Source organism: Ramlibacter sp. PS4R-6 (assembly GCF_037572775.1).
In the GTDB taxonomy this organism is placed as follows: Bacteria; Pseudomonadota; Gammaproteobacteria; order Burkholderiales; family Burkholderiaceae_C; genus Ramlibacter.
In genome coordinates, this window is the sequence record NZ_JBBHKA010000001.1 from 3,426,392 (window position 1) to 3,440,326 (window position 13,935).

At 68.5% G+C, this 13,935-nt stretch carries 21 protein-coding genes; 11 read left to right on the forward strand and 10 right to left on the reverse strand.

Features of this window, described 5'->3' with window-relative positions; all coding sequences use genetic code 11:
* Positions 1-75: 75 nt before the first annotated feature.
* The 3 genes from WG903_RS17025 (at position 76) to WG903_RS17035 (ending at position 1,555) form a co-directional block, all read left to right on the forward strand.
* Positions 76-399, forward strand: a complete 324-nt coding sequence (locus WG903_RS17025; RefSeq protein ID WP_340077604.1) for a hypothetical protein — start codon at positions 76-78, stop codon at positions 397-399.
* Between the two features lie 105 nt (positions 400-504).
* Positions 505-1,011: an RcnB family protein gene (locus tag WG903_RS17030; protein ID WP_340077606.1), complete on the forward strand. Its 507-nt coding sequence runs from the start codon at positions 505-507 to the stop codon at positions 1,009-1,011.
* A 70-nt stretch (positions 1,012-1,081) separates the two neighbouring features.
* Positions 1,082-1,555, forward strand: a complete 474-nt coding sequence (locus tag WG903_RS17035; RefSeq protein ID WP_340077608.1) for an RcnB family protein — start codon at positions 1,082-1,084, stop codon at positions 1,553-1,555.
* A gap of 7 nt (positions 1,556-1,562) precedes the next feature.
* Here the strand turns inward: WG903_RS17035 and WG903_RS17040 are convergent, their stop codons facing one another.
* Complete coding sequence (locus WG903_RS17040; RefSeq protein WP_340077610.1) at positions 1,563-2,492, reverse strand: succinylglutamate desuccinylase/aspartoacylase domain-containing protein; 930 nt, start codon at positions 2,490-2,492, stop codon at positions 1,563-1,565.
* A gap of 108 nt (positions 2,493-2,600) precedes the next feature.
* Here WG903_RS17040 and WG903_RS17045 point away from each other — a divergent pair, with 108 nt between their 5' ends.
* Positions 2,601-3,260 carry a hypothetical protein gene (locus WG903_RS17045; RefSeq protein ID WP_340077612.1) on the forward strand — a complete coding sequence of 220 codons (660 nt, stop codon included), beginning with the start codon at positions 2,601-2,603 and terminating at the stop codon, positions 3,258-3,260.
* On the opposite strand, the gene WG903_RS17050 is transcribed toward WG903_RS17045, so the two are convergent.
* The 3 genes from WG903_RS17050 to gshA all read right to left on the reverse strand — a co-directional run bounded on the left by WG903_RS17050 (position 3,257) and on the right by gshA (position 5,993).
* Positions 3,257-3,733 (reverse strand): hypothetical protein, encoded by a 477-nt coding sequence (locus tag WG903_RS17050; RefSeq protein ID WP_340077614.1) that lies wholly within the window; start codon positions 3,731-3,733, stop codon positions 3,257-3,259. The two genes, WG903_RS17045 and WG903_RS17050, sit on opposite strands and share 4 nt — an antisense overlap.
* A 128-nt stretch (positions 3,734-3,861) precedes the next feature.
* Complete coding sequence (locus tag WG903_RS17055; RefSeq protein WP_340077616.1) at positions 3,862-4,356, reverse strand: hypothetical protein; 495 nt, start codon at positions 4,354-4,356, stop codon at positions 3,862-3,864.
* 83 nt (positions 4,357-4,439) lie between these two features.
* The gene (gene gshA / locus WG903_RS17060) at positions 4,440-5,993 is read right to left on the reverse strand and encodes a glutamate--cysteine ligase (protein WP_340077618.1); all 1,554 of its coding nucleotides are present in this window, start codon (positions 5,991-5,993) and stop codon (positions 4,440-4,442) included.
* Between the two features lie 188 nt (positions 5,994-6,181).
* On the opposite strand from gshA, the gene WG903_RS17065 reads away from it, so the two are divergent.
* The gene (locus WG903_RS17065; protein ID WP_340077620.1) at positions 6,182-6,508 is read left to right on the forward strand and encodes a hypothetical protein; all 327 of its coding nucleotides are present in this window, start codon (positions 6,182-6,184) and stop codon (positions 6,506-6,508) included.
* Between the two features lie 56 nt (positions 6,509-6,564).
* Positions 6,565-7,038: an SRPBCC family protein gene (locus WG903_RS17070; RefSeq protein WP_340077622.1), complete on the forward strand. Its 474-nt coding sequence runs from the start codon at positions 6,565-6,567 to the stop codon at positions 7,036-7,038.
* A gap of 45 nt (positions 7,039-7,083) precedes the next feature.
* Here the strand turns inward: WG903_RS17070 and WG903_RS17075 are convergent, their stop codons facing one another.
* On the reverse strand, positions 7,084-7,743 hold the full coding sequence (locus WG903_RS17075) for an alpha/beta hydrolase (RefSeq protein WP_340077624.1): 660 nt from the start codon (positions 7,741-7,743) through the stop codon (positions 7,084-7,086).
* Positions 7,744-7,862: 119 nt separating this feature from the next.
* Here WG903_RS17075 and WG903_RS17080 point away from each other — a divergent pair, with 119 nt between their 5' ends.
* The 5 genes from WG903_RS17080 (at position 7,863) to WG903_RS17100 (ending at position 11,041) form a co-directional block, all read left to right on the forward strand.
* The gene (locus WG903_RS17080; protein WP_340077626.1) at positions 7,863-8,225 is read left to right on the forward strand and encodes an HPF/RaiA family ribosome-associated protein; all 363 of its coding nucleotides are present in this window, start codon (positions 7,863-7,865) and stop codon (positions 8,223-8,225) included.
* 197 nt (positions 8,226-8,422) lie between these two features.
* The gene (locus WG903_RS17085) at positions 8,423-8,782 is read left to right on the forward strand and encodes a PA2779 family protein (RefSeq protein WP_340077628.1); all 360 of its coding nucleotides are present in this window, start codon (positions 8,423-8,425) and stop codon (positions 8,780-8,782) included.
* Between the two features lie 28 nt (positions 8,783-8,810).
* Positions 8,811-9,803 (forward strand): PA2778 family cysteine peptidase, encoded by a 993-nt coding sequence (locus WG903_RS17090; RefSeq protein ID WP_340077630.1) that lies wholly within the window; start codon positions 8,811-8,813, stop codon positions 9,801-9,803.
* 17 nt (positions 9,804-9,820) lie between these two features.
* The gene (locus WG903_RS17095) at positions 9,821-10,699 is read left to right on the forward strand and encodes an NUDIX hydrolase (RefSeq protein ID WP_340077632.1); all 879 of its coding nucleotides are present in this window, start codon (positions 9,821-9,823) and stop codon (positions 10,697-10,699) included.
* A 204-nt stretch (positions 10,700-10,903) separates the two neighbouring features.
* Complete coding sequence (locus WG903_RS17100) at positions 10,904-11,041, forward strand: hypothetical protein (protein WP_340077634.1); 138 nt, start codon at positions 10,904-10,906, stop codon at positions 11,039-11,041.
* A 13-nt stretch (positions 11,042-11,054) separates the two neighbouring features.
* On the opposite strand, the gene WG903_RS17105 is transcribed toward WG903_RS17100, so the two are convergent.
* The 5 genes from WG903_RS17105 to WG903_RS17125 all read right to left on the reverse strand — a co-directional run bounded on the left by WG903_RS17105 (position 11,055) and on the right by WG903_RS17125 (position 13,881).
* A complete protein-coding gene (locus tag WG903_RS17105; protein WP_340077636.1) occupies positions 11,055-11,420 on the reverse strand; it encodes a hypothetical protein in 366 nt (121 codons plus the stop codon).
* A 138-nt stretch (positions 11,421-11,558) separates the two neighbouring features.
* Entirely contained in the window at positions 11,559-12,179 is a 621-nt protein-coding gene (locus tag WG903_RS17110) for a L,D-transpeptidase (protein ID WP_340077638.1), read from the reverse strand.
* 100 nt (positions 12,180-12,279) lie between these two features.
* Positions 12,280-13,023 (reverse strand): hypothetical protein, encoded by a 744-nt coding sequence (locus tag WG903_RS17115; RefSeq protein WP_340077640.1) that lies wholly within the window; start codon positions 13,021-13,023, stop codon positions 12,280-12,282.
* Between the two features lie 61 nt (positions 13,024-13,084).
* Positions 13,085-13,534 (reverse strand): hypothetical protein, encoded by a 450-nt coding sequence (locus WG903_RS17120; protein WP_340077642.1) that lies wholly within the window; start codon positions 13,532-13,534, stop codon positions 13,085-13,087.
* 167 nt (positions 13,535-13,701) lie between these two features.
* Entirely contained in the window at positions 13,702-13,881 is a 180-nt protein-coding gene (locus WG903_RS17125) for a hypothetical protein (RefSeq protein WP_340077644.1), read from the reverse strand.
* Positions 13,882-13,935: the final 54 nt, after the last annotated feature.

Sequence of the window (13,935 nt, forward strand, 5' to 3'; positions counted from 1 at the left end):
AACCCTGAACGTCCTACAAGCACATTGGGCCCATCGTGCCTACGATGACGCATTGCCGAGGCAAGGAGACGTCGAGTGCCGGACACCGCTTTCCACACCCTGCTGTACCGCTACTTCTTCTTCAGCTGGTTGTACAAGGATGCCTCGCGCGGCAACCTGTTCGAGCGCGCGGCCGCCCTGCGCTACAACAAGGAGCACGCGCACTGGCTCGTCACCTACATGATCCGGTGGCTGTGGTGCGGCGTGATCTTCTACGGCCTGGGCGGCTTCGCCGAGTGGGTGCTCGACGCGCCGGTGCTCTCGATGCTGTTCTACATCCCCGGCGCGCTGAGCGTGCCGGTCAATGCCGTCATCGGCGCGGCCTGGCTGGGCCTGAAGGTGCTGCCCGCCACCTTCTGAAGAGCCACACACTTCGTCACTGAACTTTGCCTGCGCAGGCGGTGGCGACGCAGCAGCGACACCTGGGGCGCGCACGATGCAGGCTGTCCAACCTGGGAGACAGCCATGAAAACCACAGCCATCCTCTGCACCGCGCTCGCCGCGACGCTGGGCTTCAGCACCGCCGCGCAGGCGCGCGACTGGGACCGCGACGGCAACCGCCAGGGCCGCGACCACGTGCAGCGCCACGACGGCAGCCGCCACCAGGAACGCAACGTGGAGCGCAACTGGCAGCGCGACCACCAGCGCAGCTACCAGGACAACCAGACCCAGCGCTACTCGCAGCGCAGCTACGCGCAGCCGCAATACCGCGCGTACGACAACTACGCGCCGCAGTACCGCTCGTACGGCCAGTACACGCCGCAGTACCGGCAGGCATACGCCCCGCGCTACTACGCCGGCGGCTACGTGCCCCACCAGTACCGCGCGCAGCGCTACTGGGTGAACGACTGGCGCTCCCGCCACCTCTACGCCCCGCCCTATGGCTACCAGTGGGTCCAGACGGATGGCGGCGACGTGCTCCTGATGGCGCTGGCCACGGGCCTCATTGCCAGCGCGATCCTGTCGCAGTGAGCGGGGATTTTCCGACGCGCGCGGCCGCCGGCCGCGCGCACCATGGGTGCCGACCGTTGGGAGATAAGCCATGAACAAGACCCTCGTGATGGGCGCCGTGCTGGCAGCCGCCAGCTTCGGGGCCGCAGCCCAGCCGGACTACGGCGCATACCGCGACTCGCAGATCCAGGCACAGCAGCAGTACCAGGCGCCGCAGCCGGGTTCGGAGCACTACAACCCCGAGCTCGACCCGCGCAGCCCGCAGTACAACGCGAACAACGTGCCGCCCGGCCACGCGTACGCGAACGACCCGCAGCGCTCGCAGTACCAGTCGGTGTCGCCCGGCTACGAGTACGACCGCCAGGCGCGCGTGTTCGGCCAGCGCTTCCGTGCCGGCGGCTACGCGCCGCAGTTCCGCTCGGAGCAATACTGGGTGCGCGACTGGCGCGCCCGCCGCCTCGACCGGCCGCCGCAGGGCTACCGCTGGGTGCAGGCCGACAACGGAGAGGTGCTGCTGATGGCGCAGGACTCCGGGCGCATCGCGCGCGTCATCGGCCGCCGCTAGCAGCGTTTCAGTCCAGCGGCCGCGTCAGGTACACCAGCTCGCGGCCGGGGATGTGCACGCGCGCCGGCATGAAGATCGTGCAGCCGTCGACCGGCGCGCGCACTTCCTCGTCGCCGTCCGTCACGATCAGCTCGCCCTTGTCGAAGGTTTCCATGCCGACGACGGGGCGCGCGAACTTCACGTTCCCCGTCTTGATCACCGGCGTGGCCAGCAGCTCGTAGCGCCGCTGCCGCTGCGGCGCGGGCCACGACGGGTCCGCATCCACCAGCCCGAAGTGCGCGAGGAAGCGCATCGTCACTTCCACCGCGAGCTCGCCGCTCGCGCGGCGGAAGTGCTGGCCGCATTCGACCACCAGCGACACGCCGTCGTGGGAGGCCTTGCCGTGCAGGCCGTGTTCGATGAGCGGCGTGCCGGTGCTCATGCCGCCGGGCATCACCAGGTGGACGGGCGGCACGCCGATGGCGGTTGCCGCCCTCGCGTTGCGCTCGAAGCCCGAGTAGACCCAGAACGGCTCGACCGGTTGCGCGGTGGAGTGGATGTCGAGGATGTGGTCGGCTGCGGCGACGACGGGCCGCAGCTCGCGCGCGCGCCGCAGCTCGGGGCTGTCCTCGCCGCCGTCGAGCCACTGGCTGGACCAGATGCGGTTCAAGTTGTGCACGAGCAGGCGGCTCTTGAAGGGGTCGTTGGTGTCGAACGATTCGTACGCTTCGACATTCGCGAAGCTTACGGTGAGCGTGCCCACCTTGGGGCGCACGCCGCGATCGAGCAGGTGCGTCGCGGCGACCATGCCGCAGAACTCGTTGCCGTGCGTGAGCGCGTTGACCAGGACGTGCGGGCCGGGCTTGCCGGACTCGAAACGGTGGACGTAGGGGACGCCGGCGTTGCCGTCGCGATACGGCTTGAGGTCGCGCGGGAGTAATTCGAAAGTTTGGTCCATGCTTACTGCCGTGGAGGAATTCACGAGGTTACGCGAAACAGTGCGTGTTGCCACTTGTACATGCTTGCAACAAGTTGTTACTATGCCTGCAGTAACGAGGGGATGTCCATGAGCCTGATCGAGCGACTCTTCGGCAAGAAGCCTTCCGTGCCGCCGACGTCGCGCATGCACTCGCAGATTTCATCGGGTGGCCTGTCGCAGCAGAACGCGATGACGATGCAAGGCACGACGCGCCGTGAACTCCTGCGCGTCGTCCTGCGCGACACGCTGAACCGCCACGGCATCCCGTCGGCGTGGATCGCCGCGGAAGTCCTCACCACGACGTCGCGCAACGGCGAGCGTGGCGTGCACTGGCGGCTGATGATCAAGCATTGGGACCCGCGCCTGCTCGCCTGCGAGATCGCGTTGCAGCAGGCCCTGATCAAGCGCGTGACGACGTTCGACCCGCTCGCATCCAACTGGCTCACGGGCATCTCGTGGCAGTTCGCGCTGGAAGACGAATCGCAATGCCCGCCGCTGCCGCACCCGGGCAGCTGGACGTCGGCGCCGCACGAACTGGTGAAGGTCGCGCCCGCGCCCGAGAAGGTGGGCGGCGTGATCGAAGGGCCGGTGCGCATCGCCCCGCAGGCCGCGCCCGGCAAGGAAGTCGACGCCGCGCGCGCCGACCTCGACCAGCTGCTCGCCATCCGCGACGCGGATTTCAAGCAGCATGGCGGCACCAAGCAGACCTGGGCGAGCACGGAGCCCGCCAAGCTCGACGCGCGCTAGCCGGCCACGTCCTGCATCACGTCGACGACGAGGTGCAGGCCCTTGGAGAGCAGCAGGATGTCCTCGCCGGCGCGAACGTACTCGTAGCCGTCGGGAGCCGGCGGCAGCCTGGCCACCACTTCATCGGGCAGGGGATGCGTCTCCACCGCCTTCTGCAGCGTCTGGCCCACCGCCCAGTAATGCCCCTTGACCTGCGCACGGCAGGTCTTGCCTTCGCGGTCCATGTCCTTGGGGCAGGTCTTCGCCTTGGCGAAGTGCTGCGCGAACGATCGCTTCGCGGCGGCCTTGTGCTGGTCGGTGAAGAAGCCTCCCAGCTTCACGCCGTAGCCCATGGTGTTGCCGGGTGCGGGAGCCGCCTGCGGCTCCTGTTCGGCCTTCTTCTCCGCGGCCTTCTGGGCCGCCCCGCTCGCGCCCGCCAGCGCCGCGATCAGGGCGAAGGCCAGGCCGCGCGCGGAAAACTTCCAACCATCCATTGCGCGTACTCCTCTTGCTACTGCAAGAGAAAAGTCTCATGCGCGGACGAGTTCGCCGCTGTAGGACGCCGGCCATAAATGAACACGGGGCCGTGAAGCCCCGTTACGAAAGGTCGCGGTACGACGGATCAGCCGAAGATGTTGAGCATGATGTCGACCACGACGCGGCCATTGACGCGAACGAGCACGATGTCGCCGCCCACACGCTCGTAGCGGTAGCCCACCGGCGCGGGCGGCAGCTGGACCAGCACCGGGCGCGGCACCTCGTAGACCACGACGTCGCGCGGCAGGGGCTGGCCCACCGCCCACTTGCGCGCCTGGCCGGGCGGCATGCAGCCGTTGTGCTTCTTGGCGAGGCCGGGCGGGCACTTCTTGGCCTTGCCCTCGCTGTAGTGCTCCACGTAGTAGCGGCGCGCGGCCTGGCGATGCTCTTCGCGGAAGTACGCGCCTTCGCGGATCTCTTCCTTGGCCGCACGCTTCTCGGCCTTGCGGTGTTCCTTCTCGGCCTTGCGTTCGGCCTTGTCCGCATGCTTGTCGCCCTTGTCGCCGTCCTTGGCGAAAGCGGGCATGCTCAAGAGGGACGCGGCGGCGATGGCTGCAGCGATGGCGAGGCGACGGTTCATGGGTTGCTCCTGTTGTCCTGGCTCAACGGCAAACATGGCCGCACGGCTGACCTGCGGCTGTAGGACAAAGTCGCGACTTGTAACTACACCGCGGCGAGAGCCGGGGCGATCGCCGCGCGCGTCATGCCCAGCCGATCGGGCGAGACGTACTGCTGGCGCCACACCTCGAAGGGCAGCGTGTCGGCGGCCTCGATGGCTTTCTGCTCGCGCACCGAGGTCGCGCTGAGCTCCTCGAACTTCGTTTGCAGCGCCGCAGGGAACGGCAGCGCGAGCAGCTTCGACTTGGTCTGCTTCGACTGCGCGCGCGTGAAGGCAATGTGCGACTGGCCGTGCTCGGCCTCCATCACGGCCAGCACGCGTGCCGACGGCAACAGCTCGGGCCCTTGGAGCAGCGCGCGCGCCGAACGCAGCGCATCGCCGTAGTCGGTGCTGCCGTGCGTGGCATCGAGCATTGCGGCGATCGGCGCGCAGGCATCGAGCAGCTCGGCGGCCCATTCGACCAGCGGGACCTCGCGGTTGCCGCGCTCGAGCATCAGCCCGGGCTGGCGGCCGAACGCCGCGGTCTTGTGCTGGTTGCGCCCGAGCGCCGCGATCTCCGCCGGCGTGTCGTTGGGGCTGTCCTGCAGCAGGCAGTGCAGCAGGAAGATGTCGAGGAAGCGCACCGTCGGTAGCGTGATGCCGATGGGCACGAACGGGTTCAGGTCCAGCAGGCGCACCTCGACGTACTCCACGCCGCGATCGCGCAGCGCGTGCAGCGGGCGTTCGCCGGACTGGATCACGCGCTTGGGGCGGATGGTGCCGTAGAACTCGTTCTCGATCTGCAGCAGGCTGGTGGCGAGCTGGTTGTACTCGCCGCCCGGGTTCATGATGCCGATCGCTTCGTAGGCGGGGTACGGACGCGTCAGCGCTTCCTGCAGCGAAGCCGCGTAGCCCTCGAGCCCGTTGTAGCTCACGGCCAGGCTGGCCTGCGCCTCGCTCTGGTAGCCCAGGCGCCCCATGCGCAGCGACGTGCCGTAGGGCATGTACATCGTGCCCTCGGCGAGCTTCTCCAGCGAATGCTGGCGGCCCGCGACGAAGCTCGAACACACAGCGGGCGATGCGCCGAACAGATAGAGAAGCAGGAAGGCGTGGCGGCGGAAGTTGCGGATGAGCGCGAAGTACTCCTCGCTCGTCACACCGGGCAGCGACCAGTTGTAGTGGATGCCCGAGATCGTCTGCATGCGCCGGCCGTAGCGGTGCGCCAGGCCCATGCGGTACACGCTCTTGGCGCGGCCCACGTTCGACGAACCGTAGCGGCCGATCGGGATGTTCTCGTCGGCCGGCAGGTTGCACGGCATGCTCGACACCCACATCTGCTCGTCGCCGAGCGCCCGGTACGTGAACTGGTGCACCTGCGTGAGCTCCTCCAGGCAGGCCTCGGGCGTGGCGTGCACGCCCGTGATCAGCTCCAGCTGCGCTTCGCTGTAGTCGGTGGTGATGTTCGGGTGCGTCAGGGCCGAGCCCAGTGCCTGCGGGTGCGGCGTCATGGCCAGCCCGCCGTCGGCGAGCGTGCGCAGGCTTTCCTTTTCGATGCCGCGGCGCATGCCCTTCAGCCGGTCGGCGGAAAGGGCGGCGAGGCGGGCCGGGAGCTGGCTCATTTCTTCTGTCGGACCGTGATTTGCTTATTCGGGCGGAAGGTAGCACGGCTGGCTTTTTTCCGCTTCCGGCCGGTTTGCGGCATTTCTGGTAGGCAAAGGGCCCGTGTTGGAGCGCCCTCCCTAGAAGACTAGGTCGCGCCGACTAGGCCGCTTGCGGAGAATTGCCTCAACCCCTGAAAGGACATCCCATGGACAAGCACGAATTCACCGCCGCCGCGAAGGCCGCCTTCACGCGTTTCGGCACCACCGCCCACAAGGCGATCGACCTGTACCGCGAAGGCGGCGAGCGCCTGGCCACGCTGGCCGGCGAGCGCTGGGACACCGCGTTCGAGCAGTCGAAGAAGGAACTCGACGCCGAGACGCGCAAGAACGCCAAGCATGCGCGCGACGTGTTCGCCGGCTACTACGAGCGCGGCCTGGCCCTGTCGGCCGACGGCGCGGGCGTCGTGGTCGACACGATCGTCGGCGCGTGGATCGCGGGCATCGACCGCGTGGGCTCGTACAAGCACGCTTAAGGCTTCGGGCACCGGGTGGCAGAATGGCCACCCGCACAAGAAAGAGGAGACGAAGCATGGCTGTGACGGTCAACATCGACCTCGGCTACGAGTTCGAGGTCAAGGCGAAGTACGACGACGTCTTCGCCGTCCTCTCCGACGTTCCCGCCTCCGTGTCGCACTTTCCCAAGGTGGAGAAGCTCACCGACATGGGCGACGGCGTCTACAAGTGGGAGATGGAGAAGGTCGGCACCAAGGAAGTCGGCATCCAGACCGTCTACGCCAGCAAGTACAAGAGCGACAAGGCCAAGGGCACCGTCGTGTGGACGCCCGTCAAGGGCGTGGGCAACGCGCTCGTCGGCGGCCACTGGAAGATCAAGGACAACAAGAAGTCCACCTCGATCGAGCTCAAGACCGCCGGTGAAGTCACCGTGCCGCTGCCGGCGCTGATGAAGATGATCGTGCAGCCGGTCGTCGAAGGCGAGTTCGAGAAGCTCGTCGACAAGTACATCGCCAACCTCATCAAGAAGTTCGGCGGCGAGGTGACCTGAGCGCGAGCCCAGGTCATCCCGGCGCAGGCCGGGATCCAGCGTCGTTTACCCCAGCACCTTCAGCAGCCAGGCGTTCATCGCCTGGATCTCCTCCATGCACACCGAATGCGGCATGGGGTATTCGTGCCACTCCACGTCGTAGCCCATCGCGCGCAGCGCATCGCGTGAGGCATGCGCCGCCGCGACCGGAACGACCGGGTCCATCGTCCCGTGCGCGAGGAACACCGGCGTGAGCCGGTTGGCGTCCGAGCGCTCTTTCTCGGTCGTCTCCGCCAGCGGCAGGTAGCCCGACATACCGATGATCCCGGCCAGGCGCTCCTTGTGGCGCAGGCCGGTGAGCAGCACCATCGCGCAGCCTTGCGAGAAGCCCGCCAGCACGATGCGGTTGGCGGCGATGCCGCGCTCCTTCTCGCGCGCGATCACCTCCTCCACCAGCGCAAGCGACGCCCGCAGGCCCTTCTCGTCCTGGCGCTGCCGCAAATCCGCGCCGAGGATGTCGTACCAGGCGCGCATGCGGTAGCCGCCGTTGATCGTCACCGGCATTTCGGGCGCGTGGGGAAAGACGAAGCGCACGGGGCCGACTGCCCGCAAGTCCAGCTCCTGGGCCACCGGCACGAAGTCGTTGCCGTCGGCGCCCAGGCCGTGGAGGATGACGATGCTTGCGCGCGGCTGAGGCGCGGTCTCGATGTCGATGGTGTCCAGCACGCCGCGAGCATACCGTGCCGGCCCGAGCCGTCCGACAAGCGCATGGCGTCCTCGCCCTACAGCCCGGCGCGCGCACGCACCCCAAACTGGTTCCACACCTCGGGAGAAAAGGAACTGCGATGCACGTACAAGTCAACACCGGCAATGGGCTTCCCAACAAGGACACGCTGGAAAGCTGGGCCAGCGAATTCCTCAACGACTCGCTCGCGCGCTTCAGCCAGGAACTCACGACGGTCGAAGTGCAGCTGAGCGACGAGGCTCGCGGCAAGCGCGGCGCGAGCGACATGCGCTGCATGCTCGAGGCGCGCCTGACGGGCCATCCGCCCGTCGCCGTGACTCACGAAGCCGGGAATATCGACGAAGCGATCCGCGGCGCGGCACAGAAGCTCATCCGTTCGCTGGAGCACACATTCGGGAAACTCGATCGCCACGACCACCGCACGCGCGACACCATCCGCCGCGAAGCGGAGCCCACGCGTTAGCGGCCACTCCAACCCGACCCGAAGGCCACGCGTTGTGGCCTTTTTTTGTAGCCGAATGTGAATCCACGCCGCTGCACAGTCGCGCGCCAGCAACCACCCTGCACACAACCCCCGCATGCAGTCGTATATTGGTCCCGCGCCCGGTTGGTTTCATGGCCGAAGGCGCGACACCTGAAACCTTCCAAGGAGCAACCAAGATGACATCCACGTTCAAGAAGATGACCTGCCGGGCCCTGGTGGTATCGCTGCTCACGCTGTCGTTCACGACGGCGCGGGCAGGCTTTATCAGCCCCGACCAGGCGGCGCAGCAGGCCGCGCAGACCGACCGTGCCGTGGTGATGAGCGTCCTGGACCGCAGCGAGACCGCGACGCAGCTGGCGCAACTGGGCATCGACCCGCAAACGGCGCGCGCCCGCGTCAACGCCATGACCGACCAGGAAGTCCACGCCCTCGCGCAGGACATCCAGACCGCTCCCGCCGGCGCCATGAGCGGCTGGGGCTGGGCAGCCGTGATCCTGATCGCCGCGGCGATCTGGTACTTCGCGTATCGCCGTTGAGCTGCCGGATGCAGTACAACTCCGCCCGATGACGGCGGTTTTTTCTCCAGGGGCCCGCGCGCGTGCGGGCCTTCTTCTTTCCGCGGCGGCCTTGCTGCTCGCGGGCTGCGCGCAGCTCGTGCCGCAGACCGTGGGCCTGCGCACCGACTGGCCCGCGGGCGTGCCGCAGACGGTCGAGCTCACCGAGGTGCCTTTCTTCCCGCAGGAAGACTACGAGTGCGGGCCCGCGGCGCTGGCCACGGTGCTCGTGCACACCGGCGTGAGCGTCGCGCCCGAGACGCTGGCCAAGCAGGTGTTCCTGCCCGCGCGCAAGGGCAGCCTGCAAGTGGAGATGATCGCCGCGCCGCGCGGCTACGACCGCGTGACCTACCAGCTCGCTCCGAAATACACCGACCTGCTGCGCGAGGTGGCCGCGGGCAACCCGGTGATCGTGCTGCACGACGTCGGCATGTTCGGTACGCAGTGGCATTACTCGGTGGTGAACGGCTTCGACTACCCGTCGGGCACCGTGTACCTGCGCTCGGGCAAGGACAGGCGGCTGGAGATGCCTTTCACGTATTTCGAGCGCACCTGGATCGCCGGCAAGTACTGGTCCATGGTGGTGGTGCCCCCAGACCGCATCCCCGCCACCGCCAACGAGAACGGGTGGGTGAACGCCGTGATCGCGATGGCGCGCACGTCCACGCCGCAAGCCGCGCTGACCGGCTACCGCACCGCGCTCGCGCGCTGGCCCGACAACGTGCCGGCGGCCATCGGCCTGGCGAGCGTGCACCAGGCGCGCGGGGAGACCGCGCAGGCCATCACCGTTCTGCGCAGCGCGCAACAGCGCAACCCCCAGTCGGCCATCGTCGCGAACAACCTCGCGCAGCTGCTGTCCGACGCGGGCCGGCACGGCGAAGCGCTGGCCGCGCTCGACCGCGTCGGCGGCGACCCGCAAGGCCCGTTCGCGGCCGAGATCCGGTCGACGCGCCAGTTGATCCTGCAGCGCATCGACCAGCAGAAATCGGGCAACCGCAAATAGCGCTACGCTCGCGGTCGATGCAGATCAACCTCGAGCCTTCCGACTCGCCGGTGCGCGCCGCGGCGACGGTCGTCATGCTGCGCGACGGCCCGGCGGGCCTGGAGGTGTTCCTCGTCAAGCGCCACGGCCTGTCCGACGTGCTCGGCGGCGCCTACGTGTTCCCCGGCGGCAAGCTGGACGACGAAGACGGCGACGCGGTGCTGCACACGATGCTGGATCGCACGCCGGCGCAGTTGCAGCACGCGCTGAGCGAGCCCGGATTGCCTGCACCGGATGCGGCCGCGCTCTTCGTCGCGGCGCTGCGCGAGACCTTCGAGGAAAGCGGCGTCCTGTTCGCCGAGGGCGCCGATGCGCGCGTGGCCGGCCGCGCCTACGAGGCGCTGCGCGAAGGCCTGTCCTTCGCCGAAGTGCTGCATGGCGCGCAGCTGCGGTTGCGCGCGAGCGAACTCGTGCCCTGGTCGCGCTGGATCACGCCGGCGGTCGGCGGCGTCATCCGCAAGCGCTTCGACACGCGCTTCTTCCTGGCGCGCGTGCCGGCGGGGCAGGAGCCGACGCACGACCAGCGCGAAGCCACCGAAAGCCTGTGGCTCGCGCCGCTGGCCGCCCTGCAGCAGTACCGCGACGGCGCCATCCAGCTCGCGCCGCCGCAGATCATGAGCCTGGCGCACCTGTCGCGCCACGCGGGCACGGCGCAGGCCTTCGCGGACGCGACATCGCGCCCGCCCCCGCTGGTGCATCCCGAACCGTTCGAGCAGGACGGCGTGCGCGTCATCTGCTACCCGGGCGATGCGCGCCACAGCATCGCCGCACGCGCGCTGCCCGGCCCGACGCGCCTGCACTACGTGGATGGGCGGTTCGAGCCGCCCGGCGGCTTCGACGCGCTGCTCCGCGATTGACGCACCAGGGCTGTCGAAAGGCCCCTACACCGCCACACGGCCCGCGCTTGCGATGCACCGCCGCGCCGCTGCCGACACTGCGGTGTGCCGGCCGGGTCTCGCGCCAAAGACAGGTCTCCGGATTTCGCATCGCCCTGCAGTTTGGGGCGGCGAAACGAGGAACATTGTCCAGCGGGCCCGGCCGCATTTGCCCGCCAGGCGCCCATGCCCGCCGCATTCCTGCGCTTCTTCCTGGTCGTCGCCATCGCCGTCGCCGCGATGAACGCGATGAAGGTGCGCGCGGCCACGCCCACACCCTGCGCCCATGAAAAAGCCGGGCACGCGGCCCGGCTTTCCGTGTGACAGCTGCGGTCGCCTAGCCGCGGTCGGCCTTGGCGGTCTTCGTCGACTTCGACTTCGTCGTCGTGTCGGCCGGCATGTCGGTCGTCGTCGAGGTCGAGCCCGACGCGCTGCTGGTGCTGGGGGTGGAAGACGTCGTGCTGCTGCTGGTCGTGCCCGTGCCGGTGGCGCCCATGGACGTCGTGGCGTTGGACTTGTTCTCGACCGAGGTGTTGTTGGTGGTGCTCGGCGTGGCGCCGCCGTTCGGCGAGCCCTTGCCGCCCGCCGTCTTGTCGATGGCGGGGCCCGAGGCCGTCTGCGGCGAGTTGGCCGAGTTCTGGGCGATGGCGCCGCCGGCTACCGTGAGCGCGGCCGCGATCGCGACGAGGTGCTTCATGTTCATTGCAGGACTCCTTGGCTGTGTCTTGTCGAATCGCGGTCCGCGGGATGCGGGCCGCACAGTCAAGGCTAGATTTGCGCGCCGGGCGCATCGTCGGTGCGCTGCCCGTCCTCCTGTCGGACGGAGCACGACAGCACCCGTTCAGAGTGAGCCGGCGATGTCGCGGGCGGAGCCGCTCTCGGGCAGCACGTAGACGACCGAGCGGCTTTCGCCGAGCCAGCGCAGCACCACGTCCTCGAAGAAGCGCACGGGCACGACGACGCAGCCCGAGGACGCGCGCCGCTCGGCCATGTCGGTGGACCTCAGCCGCGCTTCGCGGTCGCGCATCGCCCGGCCGGGGCGCAGGCGGTGGATGGCGAACGCGCTGTCGTAGTCCACCCAGATCACCTGCTCGCCCGTGTCGTTCACGCCCGCCTCGGCTTCGAAGCGGCCGGCCGGTGTCGTGCGTTCGTGGAAGGGAACGAAGCCTTGCTGCGCATGCTCGCCGACGTTAGGTGCGCTGTCGTCACCGGGTTGCTGGCCCAGCAGCACCGGCGTGTCGCCTTGCAGGCGACCGCTGGCGTCGAAGATGTACAGGTGCGCCGACTTCTTGTCGACGATGGCGAAGGCACGCGCGCCATGGTCGCTCTTTTGCAGGACCCACTGCGCAAGTTCGCGCGTGTCGCGGGAAACGGGCGGCGCCTTGTACTCGGCGGCCGCCGCGGGCAAGGCGCAGGCCAGGCCCAGCAGGGCCGCCGCCAGCGCCTGGCGGATCCGGTCCATCGGAAATCCCCTCAGCTCGACAACAGGGGACCGATGTTAGCGATGAGCTGCGCTGCCTGAGCCTTTGTAACGGTAACAGGCGGGCAAGCTGTGCAGGAAGTCAGTGCTGCGCGAGTTTCGTCGGCGATTCGACGTCGCGGAACGATGCGAAAGTTTGCTCCAGCGGCCGCGTTTCCGGGAGGATGTAAATGACGACGCCCGTGCGATCGACGGCGGGGCGCAGGGCCTTCTCATAGAACTCGTCGGGCAGGTTGATGCAGCCGTACGACATGCGGTTGTCGTCGGGCGTGGGGGTTGCGATCGCCTCCAGGCGCTCGGGCACCTTGATGATCCGGTGCATGGACACGGCGGCGTCGTAGTCGACCCACACCACGTCCTCGCCGCGCGAGGAGCTCTCGCCGACGGATGCGATGAAACGGCCCGCGGGGGTGGTGCGCTCCTCGAGCGTGATGTCCTTCAGCGCCTTGTCGCCGATGCCGGGCACGGTCTCGTCGCCGTGCGCGGCGCCGAGCAGCGCGGGCGCGGCGGCCTGCAGTCGCCCTTGCGCGTCGAACAGGAACACCTTGGCCCCGACCTTGTCGAGGATCGCGAAGCCCCTGGTGCCGTTGTCGCCCGATGCGGCGACCCAGTTCGCGACGCGGCGGACGTCCTTGCCCGCCGGCTCCGAACCGAATTGCGCCAGCCGCTGCGCCTGCGAAACCTTCGCGGGCGACGTGGCGGTGGCGCGGAATGGGTGGTAGGCGAAATAAAGCGACGGCGGCAGCACAAGCGCGAGCGCGGCGGCCACGGCCACGAGGGCGCGGCGGGGGCGGGTTGCCTGGGGCTTGTCGTTCTTGTCCGTCATGTTCGCCACTGAAAAAAGGCCCCACCGGGCGAACCCGATGGAGCCGTTTGCGGTGCGCTGCTTAGCCGCGGTCCGCGCGGGCCGACTTCGTCGTGGTCGACGTGTCGGTGCTGGAACCCATCGACGAGGAGCTCGAAGAGCTCGGGGTCGAGGTGCTGGCGCTGGTGTCGGTCGACGAGGACGTCGAGCCGCTGGCGCTCGGCGTGGAGGTGCTGGAGCTGGTGCTGGGGGTGCTGGCGCTCGTGGAGCCGCTCGCGCCCATCGTGGACGTGCTGGGCGTCGCGCCCGGCGTCGTGCTCGAGTTGGACGTGTTGGCGTTCGCACCGCCCTGGCCGCCGGCGGAAGCGCCGGTGCCCGCGGAGGCGCCCGTACCGGCAGCAGCGCCGGTACCGGCCGAAGCGCCGGCGTTACCGCCGCCCGCCGCAGCGCCGCTGCCCGATTGGGCAATCGCCACACCACCGATGGTCAGGGCCGCGGCTGCGGCCAGCGTCGTCAGGATTTTTTTCGACATGTCTTGGACTCCTTGAAAGGGACACATCCCCGAAGGGATGAAGTTGATTGGCAAAAGCCGGCGCGTTTGCCGACTTCCGAAAGACTAAGTTTCGGGAAGGCGCCAAAAAGTGGGCCTACACAGGCACAGCCTGTAGGACCGGCACTGTCACCGTTTGCTGCTCAGGCTTAGCTTTGCAACGGCTGGGCTGCCGCTTCGCGGCCCCACACGTCGATCTGGAGCACCGGGTTGGCGCACTCGCAGCCGATCGCGAAATCGTGGTCGTCCGCGAGCGCCAGCGCGTCGCGCACGGGTTCCGCCACGCGTGCGGGCGTGAAGGATTGCGTGGGCTGGCTGGAAGCGTTCATGGCGCGGCCTTTCGGAGGTGCGATGCGTGAAGCTGCATCTTCGGCGGCGCGCAA

Bases quoted from the DNA above. Each gene is read 5' to 3' on its own strand.
- WG903_RS17030 (WP_340077606.1), top strand. From the start codon at position 505: ATGAAAACCACAGCCATCCTCTGCACCGCGCTCGCCGCGACGCTGGGC.
- WG903_RS17035 (WP_340077608.1), top strand. From the start codon at position 1,082: ATGAACAAGACCCTCGTGATGGGCGCCGTGCTGGCAGCCGCCAGCTTC.
- WG903_RS17040 (WP_340077610.1), bottom strand. From the start codon at position 2,492: ATGGACCAAACTTTCGAATTACTCCCGCGCGACCTCAAGCCGTATCGC.
- WG903_RS17045 (WP_340077612.1), top strand. From the start codon at position 2,601: ATGAGCCTGATCGAGCGACTCTTCGGCAAGAAGCCTTCCGTGCCGCCG.
- WG903_RS17050 (WP_340077614.1), bottom strand. From the start codon at position 3,733: ATGGATGGTTGGAAGTTTTCCGCGCGCGGCCTGGCCTTCGCCCTGATC.
- WG903_RS17055 (WP_340077616.1), bottom strand. From the start codon at position 4,356: ATGAACCGTCGCCTCGCCATCGCTGCAGCCATCGCCGCCGCGTCCCTC.
- gshA (WP_340077618.1), bottom strand. From the start codon at position 5,993: ATGAGCCAGCTCCCGGCCCGCCTCGCCGCCCTTTCCGCCGACCGGCTG.
- WG903_RS17065 (WP_340077620.1), top strand. From the start codon at position 6,182: ATGGACAAGCACGAATTCACCGCCGCCGCGAAGGCCGCCTTCACGCGT.
- WG903_RS17070 (WP_340077622.1), top strand. From the start codon at position 6,565: ATGGCTGTGACGGTCAACATCGACCTCGGCTACGAGTTCGAGGTCAAG.
- WG903_RS17080 (WP_340077626.1), top strand. From the start codon at position 7,863: ATGCACGTACAAGTCAACACCGGCAATGGGCTTCCCAACAAGGACACG.
- WG903_RS17085 (WP_340077628.1), top strand. From the start codon at position 8,423: ATGACATCCACGTTCAAGAAGATGACCTGCCGGGCCCTGGTGGTATCG.
- WG903_RS17090 (WP_340077630.1), top strand. From the start codon at position 8,811: ATGACGGCGGTTTTTTCTCCAGGGGCCCGCGCGCGTGCGGGCCTTCTT.
- WG903_RS17095 (WP_340077632.1), top strand. From the start codon at position 9,821: ATGCAGATCAACCTCGAGCCTTCCGACTCGCCGGTGCGCGCCGCGGCG.
- WG903_RS17100 (WP_340077634.1), top strand. From the start codon at position 10,904: ATGCCCGCCGCATTCCTGCGCTTCTTCCTGGTCGTCGCCATCGCCGTC.
- WG903_RS17105 (WP_340077636.1), bottom strand. From the start codon at position 11,420: ATGAACATGAAGCACCTCGTCGCGATCGCGGCCGCGCTCACGGTAGCC.
- WG903_RS17110 (WP_340077638.1), bottom strand. From the start codon at position 12,179: ATGGACCGGATCCGCCAGGCGCTGGCGGCGGCCCTGCTGGGCCTGGCC.
- WG903_RS17115 (WP_340077640.1), bottom strand. From the start codon at position 13,023: ATGACGGACAAGAACGACAAGCCCCAGGCAACCCGCCCCCGCCGCGCC.
- WG903_RS17120 (WP_340077642.1), bottom strand. From the start codon at position 13,534: ATGTCGAAAAAAATCCTGACGACGCTGGCCGCAGCCGCGGCCCTGACC.
- WG903_RS17125 (WP_340077644.1), bottom strand. From the start codon at position 13,881: ATGAACGCTTCCAGCCAGCCCACGCAATCCTTCACGCCCGCACGCGTG.